Origin of the sequence: Clostridium sp. AN503 (assembly GCF_040719375.1) — a bacterium.
In the GTDB taxonomy this organism is placed as follows: Bacteria; Bacillota; Clostridia; order Lachnospirales; family Lachnospiraceae; genus Brotaphodocola.
In genome coordinates this window covers 2,664,033-2,680,433 of record NZ_JBFDTP010000002.1, presented here as the reverse complement: position 1 = coordinate 2,680,433, position 16,401 = coordinate 2,664,033, and the positions used below count along the sequence as shown (strand labels likewise).

Annotated in this window: 14 protein-coding genes; 12 read left to right on the top strand and 2 right to left on the bottom strand. The window is 51.7% G+C overall.

Features of this window, described 5'->3' with window-relative positions:
- Nucleotides 1-192 precede the first annotated feature (192 nt).
- From AB1I67_RS19780 to AB1I67_RS19755, 6 genes are all read left to right on the top strand, one after another.
- Complete coding sequence (locus AB1I67_RS19780) at nucleotides 193-1,803, top strand: ABC transporter substrate-binding protein (RefSeq protein ID WP_367031876.1); 1,611 nt, start codon at nucleotides 193-195, stop codon at nucleotides 1,801-1,803.
- A gap of 136 nt (nucleotides 1,804-1,939) precedes the next feature.
- Nucleotides 1,940-2,875: an ABC transporter permease gene (locus tag AB1I67_RS19775; protein WP_367031874.1), complete on the top strand. Its 936-nt coding sequence runs from the start codon at nucleotides 1,940-1,942 to the stop codon at nucleotides 2,873-2,875.
- Between the two features lie 4 nt (nucleotides 2,876-2,879).
- Nucleotides 2,880-3,764 (top strand): ABC transporter permease, encoded by an 885-nt coding sequence (locus tag AB1I67_RS19770; RefSeq protein WP_367031873.1) that lies wholly within the window; start codon nucleotides 2,880-2,882, stop codon nucleotides 3,762-3,764.
- A gap of 12 nt (nucleotides 3,765-3,776) precedes the next feature.
- Nucleotides 3,777-4,787: an ABC transporter ATP-binding protein gene (locus AB1I67_RS19765; RefSeq protein WP_367031871.1), complete on the top strand. Its 1,011-nt coding sequence runs from the start codon at nucleotides 3,777-3,779 to the stop codon at nucleotides 4,785-4,787.
- Complete coding sequence (locus AB1I67_RS19760; RefSeq protein ID WP_367031868.1) at nucleotides 4,777-5,730, top strand: oligopeptide/dipeptide ABC transporter ATP-binding protein; 954 nt, start codon at nucleotides 4,777-4,779, stop codon at nucleotides 5,728-5,730. The genes AB1I67_RS19765 and AB1I67_RS19760 overlap by 11 nt, the downstream gene beginning before the upstream one ends.
- Nucleotides 5,731-5,756: 26 nt before the next feature.
- The gene (locus AB1I67_RS19755; protein ID WP_367031866.1) at nucleotides 5,757-6,485 is read left to right on the top strand and encodes a glycerophosphodiester phosphodiesterase; all 729 of its coding nucleotides are present in this window, start codon (nucleotides 5,757-5,759) and stop codon (nucleotides 6,483-6,485) included.
- Nucleotides 6,486-6,655: 170 nt separating this feature from the next.
- Here AB1I67_RS19755 and AB1I67_RS19750 read toward each other — a convergent pair whose 3' ends face one another.
- Nucleotides 6,656-7,546 carry a hypothetical protein gene (locus AB1I67_RS19750; RefSeq protein ID WP_367031864.1) on the bottom strand — a complete coding sequence of 297 codons (891 nt, stop codon included), beginning with the start codon at nucleotides 7,544-7,546 and terminating at the stop codon, nucleotides 6,656-6,658.
- Nucleotides 7,547-7,977: 431 nt separating this feature from the next.
- Nucleotides 7,978-9,345: an MATE family efflux transporter gene (locus tag AB1I67_RS19745; protein WP_367031862.1), complete on the bottom strand. Its 1,368-nt coding sequence runs from the start codon at nucleotides 9,343-9,345 to the stop codon at nucleotides 7,978-7,980.
- Between the two features lie 562 nt (nucleotides 9,346-9,907).
- On the opposite strand from AB1I67_RS19745, the gene aspS reads away from it, so the two are divergent.
- The 6 genes from aspS (at nucleotide 9,908) to AB1I67_RS19715 (ending at nucleotide 16,399) form a co-directional block, all read left to right on the top strand.
- Nucleotides 9,908-11,239: an aspartate--tRNA(Asn) ligase gene (gene aspS / locus AB1I67_RS19740; RefSeq protein WP_367031861.1), complete on the top strand. Its 1,332-nt coding sequence runs from the start codon at nucleotides 9,908-9,910 to the stop codon at nucleotides 11,237-11,239.
- Nucleotides 11,240-11,320: 81 nt separating this feature from the next.
- A complete protein-coding gene (gene gatC / locus AB1I67_RS19735) occupies nucleotides 11,321-11,614 on the top strand; it encodes an Asp-tRNA(Asn)/Glu-tRNA(Gln) amidotransferase subunit GatC (RefSeq protein WP_367031860.1) in 294 nt (97 codons plus the stop codon).
- Between the two features lie 26 nt (nucleotides 11,615-11,640).
- Nucleotides 11,641-13,122, top strand: coding sequence for an Asp-tRNA(Asn)/Glu-tRNA(Gln) amidotransferase subunit GatA (gene gatA, locus AB1I67_RS19730; RefSeq protein ID WP_367031859.1), 1,482 nt, complete (start codon nucleotides 11,641-11,643; stop codon nucleotides 13,120-13,122).
- A complete protein-coding gene (gatB, locus tag AB1I67_RS19725; protein WP_367031858.1) occupies nucleotides 13,122-14,558 on the top strand; it encodes an Asp-tRNA(Asn)/Glu-tRNA(Gln) amidotransferase subunit GatB in 1,437 nt (478 codons plus the stop codon). Before gatA ends, gatB begins: the two co-directional genes overlap by 1 nt.
- A gap of 183 nt (nucleotides 14,559-14,741) precedes the next feature.
- Entirely contained in the window at nucleotides 14,742-16,046 is a 1,305-nt protein-coding gene (locus tag AB1I67_RS19720; RefSeq protein WP_367031857.1) for an aminotransferase class I/II-fold pyridoxal phosphate-dependent enzyme, read from the top strand.
- A gap of 104 nt (nucleotides 16,047-16,150) precedes the next feature.
- Nucleotides 16,151-16,399, top strand: a complete 249-nt coding sequence (locus tag AB1I67_RS19715) for a hypothetical protein (protein ID WP_367031856.1) — start codon at nucleotides 16,151-16,153, stop codon at nucleotides 16,397-16,399.
- Nucleotides 16,400-16,401: the final 2 nt, after the last annotated feature.

Here is a 16,401-nt window from a genome sequence, read left to right as displayed (position 1 = left end):
ATGATACCATATTCAGTAAGCGAATATACACATTGCATAGAGAATGAGAGAAGCGCAGTGATGTAATCTTTTATAAAAAACATTTATATGATTACATTATGCGCTTTTATTATGCGATGTTTTTTCTGTTCTTTTACTGATGTCTGTGGCTGGTTTTTATGCAAACAGAAAAATAAAATGGAGGAAAGGTACATGAAAAAAAGAATTGCATTAGTATTAAGCGTTGCCATGTTGGCGACCACGCTGGCGGGGTGTGGCGGATCAGGCTCATCATCAGGCGGTTCCGCAGGCGGGAGCACCCAGGCGGCGGCAGAGGGCGGAAGCGCTGCGTCTGGCGTTGCGCACAAAGACTCCCTGTTAATCGGTACAGATGCAGATATTGACAATCTGGATCTGCAGAAGCAGCAGAATGCTACCAACAACATTATTTTAAAAAATACACATCAGACGCTGGTATTCTTTAATAATGGTTCATCAGGTGATGTGCGTTTTGATCCCTGCCTTGCAACCTCATGGGAGTTTACGGACGATACCCATATTGAGATGAAGCTGAGAGATGATGTATATTTCAACGATGGTGCCAAGACACCCATGACGGCGGAGGATGTAAAGTTCACCCTGGATATGGCTATGGATAACATGGTGGCGTCCGCGTTAGCAGGCTATGTAGCCTGTACGGTGAAGGACGAGCATACCATCGAGATCGAGATTGAGAGCTACAACAACGAATTTGTGCAGTCCTTAGCTTCCCTGCCGCTGGCGATCCAGTCTAAGAAAGCCTATGATGACGGAGTGGAGAACCCTTACTATATCGGCACCGGCCCGTACAAGTTTGACGAGTGGGTTGAGGGTGAGTACTGCCGACTGGTAAAAGTAGATGATTACTGGGGCAATGACATTCCGGCAGGAGAGAACCTTGCGCCGGGTGTGGTAAATACCATCGAATTCCGCCCGTACATCGAGGCTTCGGCCCGTGTGATGGCGCTTGAGGCAGGCGAGATCGATGTCTGCGTCAACCCTCCGATCAACGAGCTGCAGTACCTGGAGGAGAATGAGAATATCACTGTCTATGAGCAGACCGGAACCCGTCTTTTCTACTTTGGGTTCAATGTGGAGAAGGAGCCGTGGAATAACGAAACCTTAAGACAGGCTGTTGCATGTGCGATCGACCGTTCCGCAGTCCTGGAAGCGGCCGTATACGGTAAGGGGACCTTGCAGAATACCATCTTAAACCGCGGTCTGTGGGGCTTCTATGATGAGATGGAAGGCTTTGTTTATGATGTGGAGCGCGCCAAAAAGCTGATGGCCGATGCCGGTTATCCGGACGGCGGTGTGAGCACCACCTTAAGCTATGCGACTGGTACGCCTTACGATCAGATCGCAACTGTGATCCAGGCCAATCTGGCAGAGATCGGTGTCAATGTGACCCTTGAGCCGATGGAGACCGCTACCCTGCGTTCTGCATGCGCTGATGGAAGCCAGGAGCTGTTCCTCTGGAGATGGAATGAGGATTCCAAGGTGGATTTCGTATACCGCGACCTGTTCTACACCGGTTCCGGTTCCAACTACCACCACTACTCTGATCCGAAGGCGGACGAGCTGGTAGACCTTGTGGCTACCGAGAAGGATCAGGAGAAGCGTCTTGCGTATGCACAGGAGTTGCAGGAGTATCTGGTAAATGCCTGCCCGCAGGTGCCGCTCTATATCGCGAATCTGGTGGTTGCATATAACAAGAATCTGCAGGGCCAGTATTTCTATGGCGGAGGCAACCATGACTGGCGCCACGCTTATGTTGCAGAATAAACAGGCTGCGGCAGATATCAGGGAATAGAATTGAGTAAAGGGACTTGCGGGATGCATTTGCGCCCGCAAGTTCTTATATAGGCAGCCGGGGATGTGAGAACTGGCTGTTATGACGGAATAAAGGAGAGAGTGGCAGATGATTAAATACATAGTGAAACGTCTGGTGATGCTGATACCGGTTATCCTGGTCACTTCATTTCTGATCTACTGGGCCATGAGCCTGACGGGAGGAGATCCTGCCCTGATGCTGGCAGGGGACAATGCAAAACCGGAGCAGATCGAGCAGATCCGGGAGGAGCTGGGGCTGAACGACCCGTTTATCGTGCGCTATGCCAATTACATGAAGGGGATGCTGACCGGGGATATGGGCCAGTCCTATGTTACCAAGAGGGACGTATTTAAGACCTTTATGGACAGATTGCCCAACACACTGATGTTAGGCGGCGCGGCCGTACTGATCGCTGTAGTGGTGTCGGTTCCACTGGGGATATACACTGCGATTCACCAAAATACCTGGAAGGATACGGCGGGGATGATATTTGCCCTGTTTGGGACCTCCATGCCCAACTTCTGGCTGGGGCTAATGCTGATCATTATATTTTCACTGACGCTTGGGTGGCTGCCTACAGGAGGCAAAACCGGCTTCAGCAGTTTGATCCTGCCTGCGGTTACGGTTGGGTTCGGCCTTGCAGCGCTGATCACCAGAACGACCAGGTCCTCTATGCTGGACGTTTTGCGGCAGGATTACATGACTACGGCAAGGGCAAAGGGATGTCCTGAGAAGCGTGTTATTTTTACCCATGGGCTTAAGAATGCCCTGATCCCTATTATCACTGCGATCGGACTGCAGATGTCGCTTGTGATTACCGGGTCGGTACTGGCGGAGACAGTATTCTCCTGGCCGGGTATCGGAAGGCTGGTGTATGATTCCATTTCCAAGCGGGATACGCCGATGGTAACGGGATCTATCATTATGTGTTCCATTTTGATGTGTATCATCAATCTGGTCGTGGATCTGATCTATGCATTCTTTGATCCACGTATTAAGGCACAATACAGCAAGAAGGGGTGATGGTATGGCACAGATGGAAAACGCGAAAAAACCTGTAAAACGGCGCACGATGCTTCAGGAAACCTGGCGGCATCTGATCCGCAACAGAGGCGCTGTTATCGGAATGATCTTCCTGGTACTGTTAGTTGCGGCGGCAGTATTCAGCCCTCTGATGTTTGACTACGCTGAGGATGTGATCGGGCAGAACATGCAGGAAAGGCTGCTGGCGCCTGGTATCGGCCATTGGTTTGGCACGGATGAATACGGACGGGATCTGTTCGCCCGTGTAATTTATGGATCACGCTATTCTTTGATGATCGGAGTCGGATCGGTCATGCTGGGGCTGGTGGTGGGAACGGTACTCGGTTCCTGCGCAGGCTTCTACGGCGGCACTGTGGACTCGCTCATCATGCGTGGAATTGATATTTTCTATTCGATTCCCAATATTATGACGGCAGTTGTCATCGTATCCCTGCTGGGAACCAGTACGGTGAACTTGATGATCGCCCTGGCATTTTCCTGTGCCAGCAGCTTTGCCCGTATTGTCCGGGCGTCGGTTATGACGATCAGGGACCAGGAGTACGTGGAATCTTCCTATGCGATGGGGCTTCCTACCTGGAAGATCATTGTGAAGCATATCCTGCCCAACTGTCTCTCACCGATCATTGTACAGATTACGCTTTTAATCGGAACCACGATTATCTCAGCATCTTCCTTAAGCTTCCTGGGGATCGGCGTTCCGGCGCCTGCACCTGAGTGGGGAGCGCTGCTCTCGGCAGGCCGCGGTCATATCCGGGATGCCAGCTATATGTGCATCATCCCAGGCCTGGCGATCATGTTTACGGTGCTTGCCCTGAATCTGCTGGGAGACGGGCTTCGTGATGCACTGGATCCGAAGCTGAAAAAATAGGAGGATAGTAGTATGGCTGACGAGTTGGTATTAAACATAAAAGATCTTGTGGTACACTATGAGACGGAGGACGCCGATGTCCATGCGGTAAATGGCATTGATATCGAGATTGGTAAGAAACGCACCCTCGGCCTGGTAGGAGAGACCGGGGCGGGGAAAACGACCACTGCCCTGTCTATTTTAAATCTGATTCCCAATCCGCCGGGAGTGATAAAGGGCGGAGAGATCTATCTGGAGGGCAAGGATGTTCTGAAAATGACGCCTGCCGAACTGGAAAAGATGCGCGGCAACGATGTGGCGATGATCTTTCAGGATCCGATGACTGCCTTAAACCCGGTTATGACAGTGGGCGACCAGATTGGCGAGAGTATCGAGATCCACCAGAATATGTCCAGGAAAGAAGCGTTTGAGAAGGCAAAGGAGATGCTCAAGATGGTAGGCATCGCAGAGTCCCGCGCCTATGATTATCCGCATCAGTTCTCCGGCGGGATGAAGCAGCGCGTGGTCATCGCTATTGCGCTTGCGTGCAATCCGCTGCTGCTGATCGCAGACGAGCCGACCACTGCTCTGGATGTGACGATCCAGGCACAGGTGCTGGAGCTGATGAAGCAGCTGATCCGTGAGAAAGAGATGTCCATGCTGCTGATCACCCACGACCTGGGCGTGGTGGCAGAGGTCTGTGAGGATGTAGCGGTCATGTATGCAGGCCGTATCGTGGAGAAGGGGACTGCGGATGACGTGTTCAATCATATGCGGCATCCCTACACGGAAGGACTGTTTGATTCGCTGCCGAACCTTAAGGAAAGGGGCGAGGAACTGGTACCCATCCGGGGATTGATGCCGGATCCGTCGGATCTGCCGCCGGGATGTTCCTTCTCCCCAAGATGTCCCTATGCGACGGAAGCCTGCTCAAAAGCCATACCCGGACTGAGGCCTGTGAATGGCAGCAGCACGCATTTTGTGGCATGCAGAGCTTATGAGGACCCGGAATTTTGCTTGAGGAGGAACAGGGATGGAGAATAAGACGATACTTGAGGTTCAGAACCTGACGAAATATTTTTCGATTCCGGCCGGACAGCTTCATGCAGTGGATGGAGTGAACTTTAAGATTGAGGCGGGAAGGACGCTGGGAATCGTGGGGGAGTCAGGCTGCGGAAAATCCACCACCGGAAGAACCATTTTAAAGCTTTTAGAGCCAACCGGCGGGAAAATTATATTTGATGGGAAAGATATCACAGGCTACAGCAGGAAGCAGATGCGCAGCCTGCGCCAGGAGATGCAGATGGTGTTCCAGGACCCGTTCTCCTCTCTGGACCCGCGCCAGACTGTGATGCAGCTGATCAGCGAGCCGATCATTGAGCACAAGCTGTTAAAGACCAAGAAAGAGATAGAGGAGCGTACACTGGAGCTGATGGAGACCGTTGGCCTTGCGGAGCGCTATATCAATGTATATCCGCATGAACTGGACGGCGGACGCCGCCAGCGTATCGGGATCGCCCGGGCCCTTGCAGTGAGGCCGAAGCTGATCGTATGTGATGAGCCGGTATCTGCTCTGGATGTATCGATCCAGGCGCAGATACTTAACCTGTTAAAAAAATTGCAGCAGGATATGGGGCTGACCTATATTTTCATTACCCATGATCTTTCTGTTGTAAAATATTTTTCCGATGATATTGCGGTGATGTATTTGGGCCAGATGGTGGAGAAAGCTCCGGCGGATATCCTGTTTAAAAATCCAATCCATCCCTATACAAAAGCTCTTTTATCTGCAATTCCGCTGCCGATCGTAGGAAAAGAAAAACCGGCGCGCCAGCTCATCAAGGGAGAGATCACTTCCCCGGTGAACCTGCCGGACGAGTGCCGGTTCTGCAACCGCTGCAACGACGCCCAGGAACGCTGCAGGAACGGGAATCCGCAGCTTCGCGAGGTGGAACCGGATCATTTTGTGGCATGCAGCTGCATATAAGACATAAAACAGTGGAGGATGGATCGATGAAAGTTTATGCGCACAGAGGTTACAGCGGTCAATATCCGGAGAATACCATGCTGGCTTTTCGCGAGGCGGAAAAGACCGGATGTGATGGGATTGAGCTGGATGTACAGCTGACAAAGGACGGAGAGATTGTGATCATCCATGATGAGAAGATCGACCGGACCACCGACGGCTGCGGGTATGTGAAGGATTATACCTTAGAAGAGATCAGGAAATTCAACGCCAGCGCCATTAAGGGCGGTATATATGGATTTGAGCCGATCCCGACCCTGGAGGAGTACTGTCAGTGGGTGAAGGACACAGATCTTGTGACCAATATTGAGATCAAGTCCGGTGTTTACTACTATGAGGAGTTGGAGGAGAAGACTCTTGCGATGGTGAGAAAATATGGACTGGAGAAGAAGATCATCTTTTCTTCTTTCAACCACACATCCATCATTCTGCTGCGCAGGCTGGCGCCGGATATTCCGTGCGGGGCGCTGGTGGAGCACGAGGGTCTGGGCAACGCTGGATATTATTGTGAGAAATATGATTTCCAGTATTTTCATCCGGGTTGGAAGTGCATGAGCGCTGAGGATGTTAAAAACTGTAAGGAGCACAATATCCCGCTCAATGTCTGGACTGTCAATGATATGGGTACCCTGGAGCAGATGTATGAGTATGGGGTCGAAGGCGTGATCAGCAATTATCCAGGAGTTTGTAAGGGCTGGCTGGACGGAAAACGGTAGCCGGAAATTTATTCTGGTCTTCTGCTCCTGCTGATGACTGTAAATAAGCTATAGTAATGGAGCTGCTGCAAAATGAAAAATCCAGCAGGATATCATATTTGATCTATCAAATAACACCGATATCTTGTATAAAATATCATTTTACAACAGCTCCATGATCTGTGAGGAATTCATTTCCAGTACTTTATCAAATATTCCTCGGCGGCATCAGCATCCAGGGAAAGCTTTGTCTGGAGCTTCTCCCCTGTGGATCTGCGGGAAACGCCAAGTTCCTGGCAGGTTTCTATCAGACCTTTGATCTCGCCTTTCGCTTCCCATTCTTCTCTCTCCATTTCCATATGACGTTCTTCATCATATTCTGTCAGAAACATTGCTATCACCTCCGCTTTATGTACGGACAGGATATCCGCTAATACCTCCTCGTGGATACAGTCATTAACTGCCTGGTCTAATGCCTGCTCTACAGGAAGTCCCTTTCCCTGATAAAACCGGATCTTCTCAATAAACTGGGAGTATTCCCTCAAGCGCCGGCAGCTTTCCATCAACTCCCGGTTGTGTCCGCTGTTGATGTTGAGCATCGTGGCACGGACCTCCAGACACGGCATTCTGGATAAACTCTCCTGATTTTCCAAGTGTTTGCTGTCAGGCTTTATAAATGCGTCTGAAAGCAGCAGATCCTTTCTGTCCGGCTCCTCCCGCAGACCATTATAAAATACAAAATATTGCGGGAACGGCAGCGGTTTTAAACTGCTGCTGAACACATTGATCCGATGTTGATCGATGTACTTTTGATACAGCTTCGCAAAATAGGAAAGCCCACGCACTGGCATATTGGGATTGTAAGTGCTCTGGTGTTCCCACAGGTTCAGCGTGTTGTCAACCAGGAAGGATACATCATTCTTCATGTGGATGTAAATGGCATCCTCCAGTGTTGTGATCTCCAGGTCGTCGGGATTGGTGTAGTGGCTGCGGTTCAGACCATTGTACAGATCCAGCAGATCCTCCGGCCTCTGAAATGCCATGATAAATACCTTGTCCTTGTGTTCTCTGTTTCTTCTCATTACTGCTACCTCCATTATAAGATGTTTTAGATGTGTTTTCAATCACGAAATTCTCTGGGATAAGAGAAATGAATCGTGACGAAAGAGATACCCTTGTGATACAAAAAACGAAATGTCGCATACTGTTGCATACCGCCAAGTGCTGCATAAAACTGGAAATCTTTGACGAACTGCCGATATAACAAAAGATCCCGGAAATTGCTGCGGGAAGAATCCCACAGGAAATTGTCTATACTATACAATATGATTCTGGCACTGTCAAGAACGAGTTGAACTTGAATTTCCGCATTTTGCAGCAGTAGCAGGCGGGCGGTCGGACAGCATGGTTTTTGTTCTGGTTTCGGGCCGGAACTTAAAAATAACCCCATGCAAACGGCGGAAATCTCACCTCTTACACAGGGTTATTTAATAAGCAATATACAATAGCAGGATTATTTCAACACTTTGATCTTCTTGTCATAGATCCGTTTAAACAGGATCGAGCTGAGCACCACAGAGATGATCTCCGCCATCGGGAAGGAGTACCATACGGCGTGCAGTCCCCAGAACTTGGCGAAAACGTAAGCCAGCGGCAGGATGCACAGAAGCTGCCTTGCCACGGAGATGATCAGGCTGTAGACGCCATTGCCCAAGGCCTGGAATACGGAGCTGACGATGATGCAGTAGCCGGCAAATAAAAAGCTTAAGCTGATGAGCCGCAGTGCCGGGACGCCGATCTCCAGCAGGTGGTCGGAGGCGTTGAAGATCAGGAGAAGCTGTGGGGTGAACAGCTGGAAGATCGCCAGTCCCACCAGCATGATCCCCACCGCGATGCCGATACTCAGCTTCGCTGTAGACATGATGCGCTTCTTGTTCCGCGCGCCGTAATTGTACGCGATGATCGGGATCATACCGTTGTTTAAGCCAAAGATCGGCATGAAGATAAAGCTCTGGAGCTTGAAATAGATACCAAGCACGGTTACAGCGGTAGCGGAAAAACCGATCAGGATCAGGTTCATGCCGTAGGTCATCACGGAGGTGATGGCCTGCATGATAATGGACGGGATCCCTACAGCATAAATGATTTTGATCGTATGACCATGGGGCATAAAGCCGCGCATGTTGATGCTGACATCCGGGTTCCATCTTAAGTTGCAGAACAGGGATATGAGCATCGCAAAGATCTGTCCGATCACCGTGGCGATCGCCGCGCCGCGGATTCCCAGCGCCGGGAATCCCAGCAGGCCAAAGATCATGATCGGGTCCAGGATGATGTTGGTGACAGCCCCGATCCCCTGGGAAAACAGGCTGTAGATGGTGCGGCCGGTAGACTGTATGATCCGCTCAAACATCATTTCTCCGAATATACCGAAGGAGAAAATGGTACAGATCCGAAGGTACTGTACTCCGTATTCGATGATCTCCGGGTCAGAGGTCTGGCTTGCAAAATACATGCGGGACCCAAAAAGGCCAAACAGTGCAAATGCAAGAGCGCCTAACATCGCAAGGAAGATACCGTTGATGGCAGCCAGCCGCGCATCCTCCGGCCGGCGTTCGCCCAGGGACCGGGACAAAAGGGCATTGACGCCCACGCAGGTTCCGGAGGAGACCGCGATCATCAGGCTCTGGATCGGGAACGCCATGGAAACGGCGGCCAGTGCATTTTCACCGATCTGGGCAACGAAAACGCTGTCAATAATGTTGTACATCGCCTGCACCAGCATGGAAATGATCATGGGCAGGGACATGGAAATGAGCAGCCGGTTGATGGGCATAGTACCCATCTTGTTCTGCTCTGGTTTTGTATTGATTTCAGACATAAAAAAAAGAACCCCCTCTTTAGTGACAAAAATACTGCGTTAATGGTCTGTTAACAATCATACATGGATAAAAAAATTATGTCAATGGAAATTTTCAAATAAAATTTTAGGTCTTGCAAATAAAAAAGCGTTGTGCTAATATAATAACCAATTTAGTGCGGCAAAGCATTTGAATGGCTGAGAAGGAGACTCTTGCCAGCAGGACTTCGACAGGAAGACGGCGTCACCGACTGAGAGCGCTGTTACGTTGGACTGGGCGAAAGGGAACACTCCGGAGCTGGTATCCTGAAACTACAGGAGGCGTAGGGATATCCGTCTGGCGCTCGTTACGCGCCGAGAGTGGAGCACCGGTTTTTGCACTGGACCGGTCTCAATGCGGGTGGTACCGCGGAACATGAACTTCATGTCCCGTCCCGGAATATGTAACAGTATTCCGGGGCGGGGCTTTTTTCATTTTCAGAAAGCTTCCGGTTTCCCGGGATACATGGCATTTTTCGAGGTGAGTGTGAATGCGGCATTTCCTGAGCCGGCATTCACAGCACTCAGGTAAGGAGTGAGCAGTATGGAATTTTTATCAGGCGTCAGGGAGAAGGAGACCGTAGGGGTGCGGGAGATCCTGGATGGGGATTATGTGGACAGGACGGTAAAGATGAACGGTGCGGTGCACAATATCCGCACCATGGGCGAGGTTGCCTTTGTCATCCTGCGCAGGGCGGAAGGCCTGGTGCAGTGCGTGTATGAGGAGGGGAAAACCGGTTTTGACCTAAAAACGCTGAAGGAGGAATCCGCTGTGGAGGTAACCGGGACGGTGTCTCTGGAAGAACGGGCGCCTCATGGGTTCGAGATTCGTCTCAGGCAGATCCGGGTGTTGTCGGAACCGGCGGAAAGCCTGCCGTTAGCCGTCAACAAGTGGAAGCTCAATACGTCCTTAGAGACCCGGCTGGCGCTGCGCCCGGTGTCCCTGCGGAATGTGAGGGAACGCGCCAGGTTCAAGGTGCAGGAGGGCGTGGTCCGGGGATTTCGGGAGTTTTTGAGCAGTCAGGGATTTACGGAGGTGCACACCCCGAAGATCGTTTCCCGGGGAGCTGAGGGCGGCGCCAATGTATTTAAGCTGAATTACTTTAACAAAAAGGCTGAGCTGGGACAAAGCCCGCAGTTCTACAAGCAGATGCTGGTCGGCGTATTTGACCGGGTATTTGAGGTGGCTCCTGTGTTCCGGGCCGAGAAGCATAATACGACCCGGCATTTAAACGAGTATATCGGCCTGGATTTTGAGATGGGTTATATCGACAGTTTTGAGGATGTGATGGCGATGGAGACCGGTTTTCTCAAATATACAGTGGAGCTGCTCAGGCGGGAATATAAAAAAGAGCTGGACCTTTTGGGAGTGGACTTACCGTCCATTGAGAAGATCCCGCAGGTGCGGTTTGACCGGGCAAAAGAGCTGGCGGCTGAAAAATATGGCAGAGCGATCCGCAACCCGTATGACTTAGAGCCGGAGGAGGAGCTTTTGATCGGACAGTATTTCAAAGAGGAGTATGGAAGCGATTTTGTGTTCATCACTCATTATCCTGCGAAAAAACGTCCCTTTTACGCCATGGACGACCCGGAAGATAAGCGGTTCACCTTAAGCTTTGACCTGCTGTACAAGGGGCTTGAGATCACGACCGGAGGCCAGCGCATCCATGACTACCATGCGATCCTTGAGAAGATGGAGAAGAGGGGCATGGACCCGGAAGATATAAGGGACTACCTGATGATCTTTCAATATGGCATGCCGCCCCATGGAGGCCTGGGCATCGGCCTGGAGCGTTTGACCATGCGGCTTCTGGATGAACAGAACGTCCGTGAGACATCCCTGTTCCCCAGAGACGTGACCCGTTTGGAACCGTAGGCTATCGGCGCAGCGAGCTAAAACAGCGGCACGAAACTGCGCCCCCAAACAGTGCCGCATGGCAGAAAAAGGAGGAAAAACATGGCAAATACGATCAGCAGCGATACCATTGATTATGTTGCGGTCCTGGCAAAGCTGGAGCTATCCGGCGAGGAAAAGGAAGCTGCAAAAAAGGATATGGACAGAATGCTGGACTATATCGATAAGATGAACGAGCTGGACACAACCGGCGTGGAGCCTCTGTCCCACTTGTTTCAGGTGGACAATGTGTTCCGAGAGGATGTAGTGACAGGCGGGGATGACAGAGACCGGATCCTGAAAAATGCACCGGAGCAGAAGGACGGAGCTTTCAAGGTTCCGAAGACCGTGGAATAGGGAACCGGAACGAAAGGAGGGGCAACATGAGCATACTGGAATTGACTGCCGTCAAGCTGGGCAGAAAAATAAAAGCCGGAGAGATTACAGCCGTGGAGGCGGCAGAGGCGTCTCTGGCGCAGATGAAAGCGTTGGAACCGGTCTTAAACTGTTATGTGACCATAGATGAAGAGCGTGTTCTGAAACAGGCAGGAGAAGTGCAGGAGCAGATTGAGCGCGGTATTCTGAGCGGACCGCTGGCCGGCGTGCCGGTGGCGGTCAAGGATAACCTGTGTACAGAAGGACTGCGGACCACCTGCGGTTCCAGGATCCTGCACAACTTTATCCCGGCCTATACCGCGGAGGCGGTGAAAAATCTGGAACGGGCGGGCGCGGTGATCCTTGGAAAGACCAATATGGATGAATTTGCCATGGGGAGTACCACAGAGACCTCCGCTTATGGGGCAACAAAAAACCCCTGGAATGTGGAGCATGTACCTGGCGGCTCCTCCGGCGGCTCCTGTGCAGCGGTGGCGGCAAACGAGTGTTTTTATGCCCTTGGTTCCGACACAGGTGGTTCCATCCGCCAGCCCGGCGCTCTCTGCGGGGTGACCGGAATAAAGCCCACTTACGGTACGGTGTCCCGCTATGGTCTGGTCGCTTACGGCTCTTCTTTGGACCAGATCGGTCCCATAGCCAGGGATGTGACGGACTGTGCGGTGATTCTGGAAGCTGTTTCTTCCTATGATAGAAAGGACAGTACTTCCGTGGCCCGGCAGGATTATGATTTCACCTCTGCCCTGGCGGATGACGTGAGGGGAATGCGGATCGGCATTCCGAGGGATTATCTTGGAGATGGGCTGGATCCCGAGGTAAAGGAAGCGGTCCTTATGGCGGCAAAGGTACTGGAGGGAAAGGGCGCCGTGGTGGAGGAGTTTGACTTGAGCCTGGTGGAATACGCGATCCCGGCATACTATGTGATCGCATCTGCGGAAGCCAGCTCTAACCTGTCCAGATTTGACGGCGTAAAGTATGGTTACCGGGCAGAGGAATACGATGGACTTCACAGCATGTATAAAAAGAGCCGGTCTGAAGGTTTTGGGGCGGAGGTAAAACGCCGTATCATGCTTGGCTCCTTTGTTCTCAGCAGCGGCTATTATGATGCCTACTATTTAAAAGCGCTGCGGACGAAGGCGCTGATCAAGAATGCATTTGACCGGGCTTTTGAAACCTACGATGTGATCCTGGGACCGGCGGCCCCCGCAACAGCGCCCAGACTTGGGGAGTCTTTGAGCGATCCCTTAAAAATGTATTTGGGAGATATCTATACGGTTTCTGTAAACCTGGCGGGCCTGCCTGCCATGACTGTGCCCTGCGGGATGGACTCAAAAGGCCTGCCTGTCGGGCTGCAGCTGATCGGGGACTGTTTCAAGGAAAAAAATATCATCCGCGCCGGATACGCCTATGAGTGCAGCCGCAGCTATGAGATGCCGGAGCTGGCGTCTGGTGCAGCAGGAGGTGATGCGTGATGAACAGACAGTATGAAACCGTCATCGGCCTGGAGGTCCATGTGGAGCTGGCGACGAAAACCAAGATATTCTGCGGGTGTTCCACAGAGTTCGGAGGAGCGCCAAATACCCACACCTGCCCGGTGTGCACCGGTATGCCGGGAGCGCTTCCGGTCCTCAACAGGCAGGTAGTGGAATATGCCCTGGCGGTAGGACTTGCCACCAATTGCAGCGTTAACCAGTACTGCAAATTTGACCGGAAAAACTATTTTTACCCGGACAATCCGCAGAACTATCAGATCTCCCAGCTCTATCTGCCCATCTGCCACGACGGCTGGGTGGAGATCGAGACGGCTGCGGGAAGAAAAAAGATCGGAATCCATGAGATCCATATGGAGGAGGATGCGGGGAAACTGATCCATGACGAGTGGGAGGACTGCTCTCTGGTGGATTATAACCGGAGCGGCGTGCCTCTGATCGAGATCGTGTCGGAGCCGGATATGCGAAATGCCGATGAGGTGATCGCATACCTGGAAAAGCTGAGGCTGACCATCCAGTACCTGGGGGCTTCCGACTGCAAGCTCCAGGAAGGCTCCATGCGTGCGGATGTGAACTTATCTGTGAGAGAAGTGGGAGCGCCGGATTTCGGTACCAGGACAGAGATGAAGAACTTAAACTCCTTTAAGGCGATCGCGCGTGCCGTCGAGGGGGAGCGCGCCCGCCAGATCGAGCTTTTGGAGGATGGAAAAAAGGTGGTCCAGGAGACCAGAAGGTGGGACGACAACAAAGAGTCCTCCCATGCCATGCGCTCCAAGGAAGACGCACAGGATTACCGCTACTTCCCGGACCCGGACTTGACGCCCATACGGATCAGTGATGAATGGATCGGGCGGATCAGGGCGGCACAGCCGGAGTTCCAGACAGAGAAGGTGAGACGGTATCAGGAGGAGTACGGCCTGCCCCAGTACGATGCGGATATCCTGACATCCTCCAGGCATCTGGCAGATATATTCGAGCAGACGGTGGAGCTGTGCAAAAAACCTAAAGAGGTTTCCAACTGGCTGATGACCGATGGGATGCGTTTATTAAAGGAGCATGAAAAGGACGTGGAGGACATGGATTTTTCACCGGTGAATCTGGCAAAGCTGGTGGCCCTGGTAGATAAAAATATCATCAGCCGTACTGTGGCAAAGAACGTATTTGAGGCGGTTTTTGCGGAGGATGTGGACCCGGAGGCTTATGTGGAAGAGAATGGGCTGAAGGTTGTCAACGACGAGGCCGCCTTAAAAAAGATCATAGAAGAGATTCTGCTGGCGAATCCGCAGTCCGCCGCAGACTTTAAAGCAGGAAAGGAAAAGGCCATGGGATTTATCGTGGGGCAGACTATGCGCGCCATGAAAGGAAAGGCAGATCCAGCGGTGGTGAATGCGCTGGTCCGGGAGCTGATGGGCCGGTAAAGGACTGAGGCCCGAAGGCAGAGGCGGACAGGACACAAGAAGGTTATTTTCAGGTATTTTGAAAAACCTGATTGTAATACAGAGTAATTTCGTGTAGAATGTAGGATAAAACGACCTGACAGGTATTTTATCTCGTCGCTGAGGAAACAAAGGAGATTATATCGAATGAGGAGGAAGAAGAAAATGCAGCCATATGCAGAAATGAGCAATGAAGAATTGCAGGCACTCAGGAAACAGTTATCCGCCCAGTATAAGGAATTCCAGGCCAGGGATTTGAGACTGGATATGTCCCGCGGCAAGCCAAGCGCAGAGCAGCTTGATCTGTCCATGGGCATGATGGACGTATTAAGCAGCAATGAGGACCTGATCTGTGAGGATGGTACCGACTGCCGCAACTACGGCGTCCTGACCGGTATCAAAGAGGCGAAAGAGCTGATTGGCGATATGATGGAGGTATCCCCTGACAACATCATCATTTACGGAAACTCCAGTTTAAATGTAATGTTCGATACCGTATCCCGTTCCATGACCCATGGCGTGATGGGTTCCACTCCGTGGAGCAAGCTGGACAAAGTGAAGTTCCTCTGCCCGGTGCCGGGCTATGACCGCCATTTTGGCATCACCGAATATTTCGGCATCGAGATGGTCAATGTGCCGATGAACGCCGAAGGGCCGGATATGGATGTTGTAGAGAGTCTGGTGGCAAATGATGATTCCATCAAAGGGATCTGGTGTGTGCCGAAGTACTCCAATCCTACCGGAGTCAGCTATTCTGACGAGACTGTGCGCCGCTTTGCGAGACTGAAACCGGCGGCTCCTGACTTCAGGATCTACTGGGACAATGCCTACGGGATCCATCATTTATACGACCATGATCAGGATCATCTGATCGAGATCCTGGCAGAGTGTAAGCGCGCGGGGAACCCGGATCTGGTTTATAAGTTCTCCTCCACCTCCAAGATCAGCTTCCCAGGTTCCGGTATTGCGGCGATCGCAACCTCCCGCAACAACCTGGAGGACATTTTAAAGCAGCTCAAATATCAGACCATCGGCCATGACAAGGTGAACCAGCTGCGCCATGTGCGTTTCTTTAAGGACATCCATGGCATGGTGGAGCATATGCGCCTGCATGCGGACAGCATGCGTCCGAAGTTCGAGGCGGTGACCAGTATCCTGGAGCGGGAGCTGGATGGCCTGGGCATCGGAAGCTGGACCTCCCCGAAGGGCGGATATTTTATCTCCTTTGATTCTCTCGACGGCTGTGCGAAGACCGTTGTGGCGAAATGCAAGAAAGCGGGCCTGGTGATGACCGGCGCCGGAGCCACCTACCCATACGGCAAAGATCCGCAGGACAGCAACATCCGCATCGCACCGTCCTATCCGCCTCTGGGTGATCTGATCGTGGCGATGGAACTGTTTGCCCTGTGTGTAAAGATTGTGAGCATTGATAAGATCATGGCTGACCGCAAGGCCAGTGGGGAAGCATAAGATAAGGCAGTTATCATAATGAGTTTTGGGAGGCAGCAGGTTACTTGCTGCCTCTAACAGGAAATATGGGGTTTGACTATAGAATGGATCAGGAGGAAGTTACGATGAGAGGATTGGCACTTATTTTTGCAGCGATCACAATATTGTCCGGTGCGTTGGGGCTGATGGGGGTTCTTTCCTATGACATCATCATGCCGGTCATGTTCTTATTCCTGGGGCTGACCATGCTGGCAAGCGCCAAGGAGAAGTACGACAAGGGGGCAAAGCAGCAGGCTAAGATGTTTGTCGGAGTGACCGTCATCATATATGCGATCCTGGGCTATAACCTGCTCATGATGACGCTGGGAAAATAAAT

Coding starts and splice junctions, on each gene's coding strand:
- gatB (WP_367031858.1), top strand. CDS start 13,122: ATGAACAGACAGTATGAAACCGTCATCGGCCTGGAGGTCCATGTGGAG.
- AB1I67_RS19780 (WP_367031876.1), top strand. CDS start 193: ATGAAAAAAAGAATTGCATTAGTATTAAGCGTTGCCATGTTGGCGACC.
- AB1I67_RS19755 (WP_367031866.1), top strand. CDS start 5,757: ATGAAAGTTTATGCGCACAGAGGTTACAGCGGTCAATATCCGGAGAAT.
- AB1I67_RS19765 (WP_367031871.1), top strand. CDS start 3,777: ATGGCTGACGAGTTGGTATTAAACATAAAAGATCTTGTGGTACACTAT.
- AB1I67_RS19770 (WP_367031873.1), top strand. CDS start 2,880: ATGGCACAGATGGAAAACGCGAAAAAACCTGTAAAACGGCGCACGATG.
- AB1I67_RS19745 (WP_367031862.1), bottom strand. CDS start 9,345: ATGTCTGAAATCAATACAAAACCAGAGCAGAACAAGATGGGTACTATG.
- AB1I67_RS19750 (WP_367031864.1), bottom strand. CDS start 7,546: ATGAGAAGAAACAGAGAACACAAGGACAAGGTATTTATCATGGCATTT.
- aspS (WP_367031861.1), top strand. CDS start 9,908: ATGGAATTTTTATCAGGCGTCAGGGAGAAGGAGACCGTAGGGGTGCGG.
- gatC (WP_367031860.1), top strand. CDS start 11,321: ATGGCAAATACGATCAGCAGCGATACCATTGATTATGTTGCGGTCCTG.
- AB1I67_RS19715 (WP_367031856.1), top strand. CDS start 16,151: ATGAGAGGATTGGCACTTATTTTTGCAGCGATCACAATATTGTCCGGT.
- AB1I67_RS19760 (WP_367031868.1), top strand. CDS start 4,777: ATGGAGAATAAGACGATACTTGAGGTTCAGAACCTGACGAAATATTTT.
- gatA (WP_367031859.1), top strand. CDS start 11,641: ATGAGCATACTGGAATTGACTGCCGTCAAGCTGGGCAGAAAAATAAAA.
- AB1I67_RS19720 (WP_367031857.1), top strand. CDS start 14,742: ATGCAGCCATATGCAGAAATGAGCAATGAAGAATTGCAGGCACTCAGG.
- AB1I67_RS19775 (WP_367031874.1), top strand. CDS start 1,940: ATGATTAAATACATAGTGAAACGTCTGGTGATGCTGATACCGGTTATC.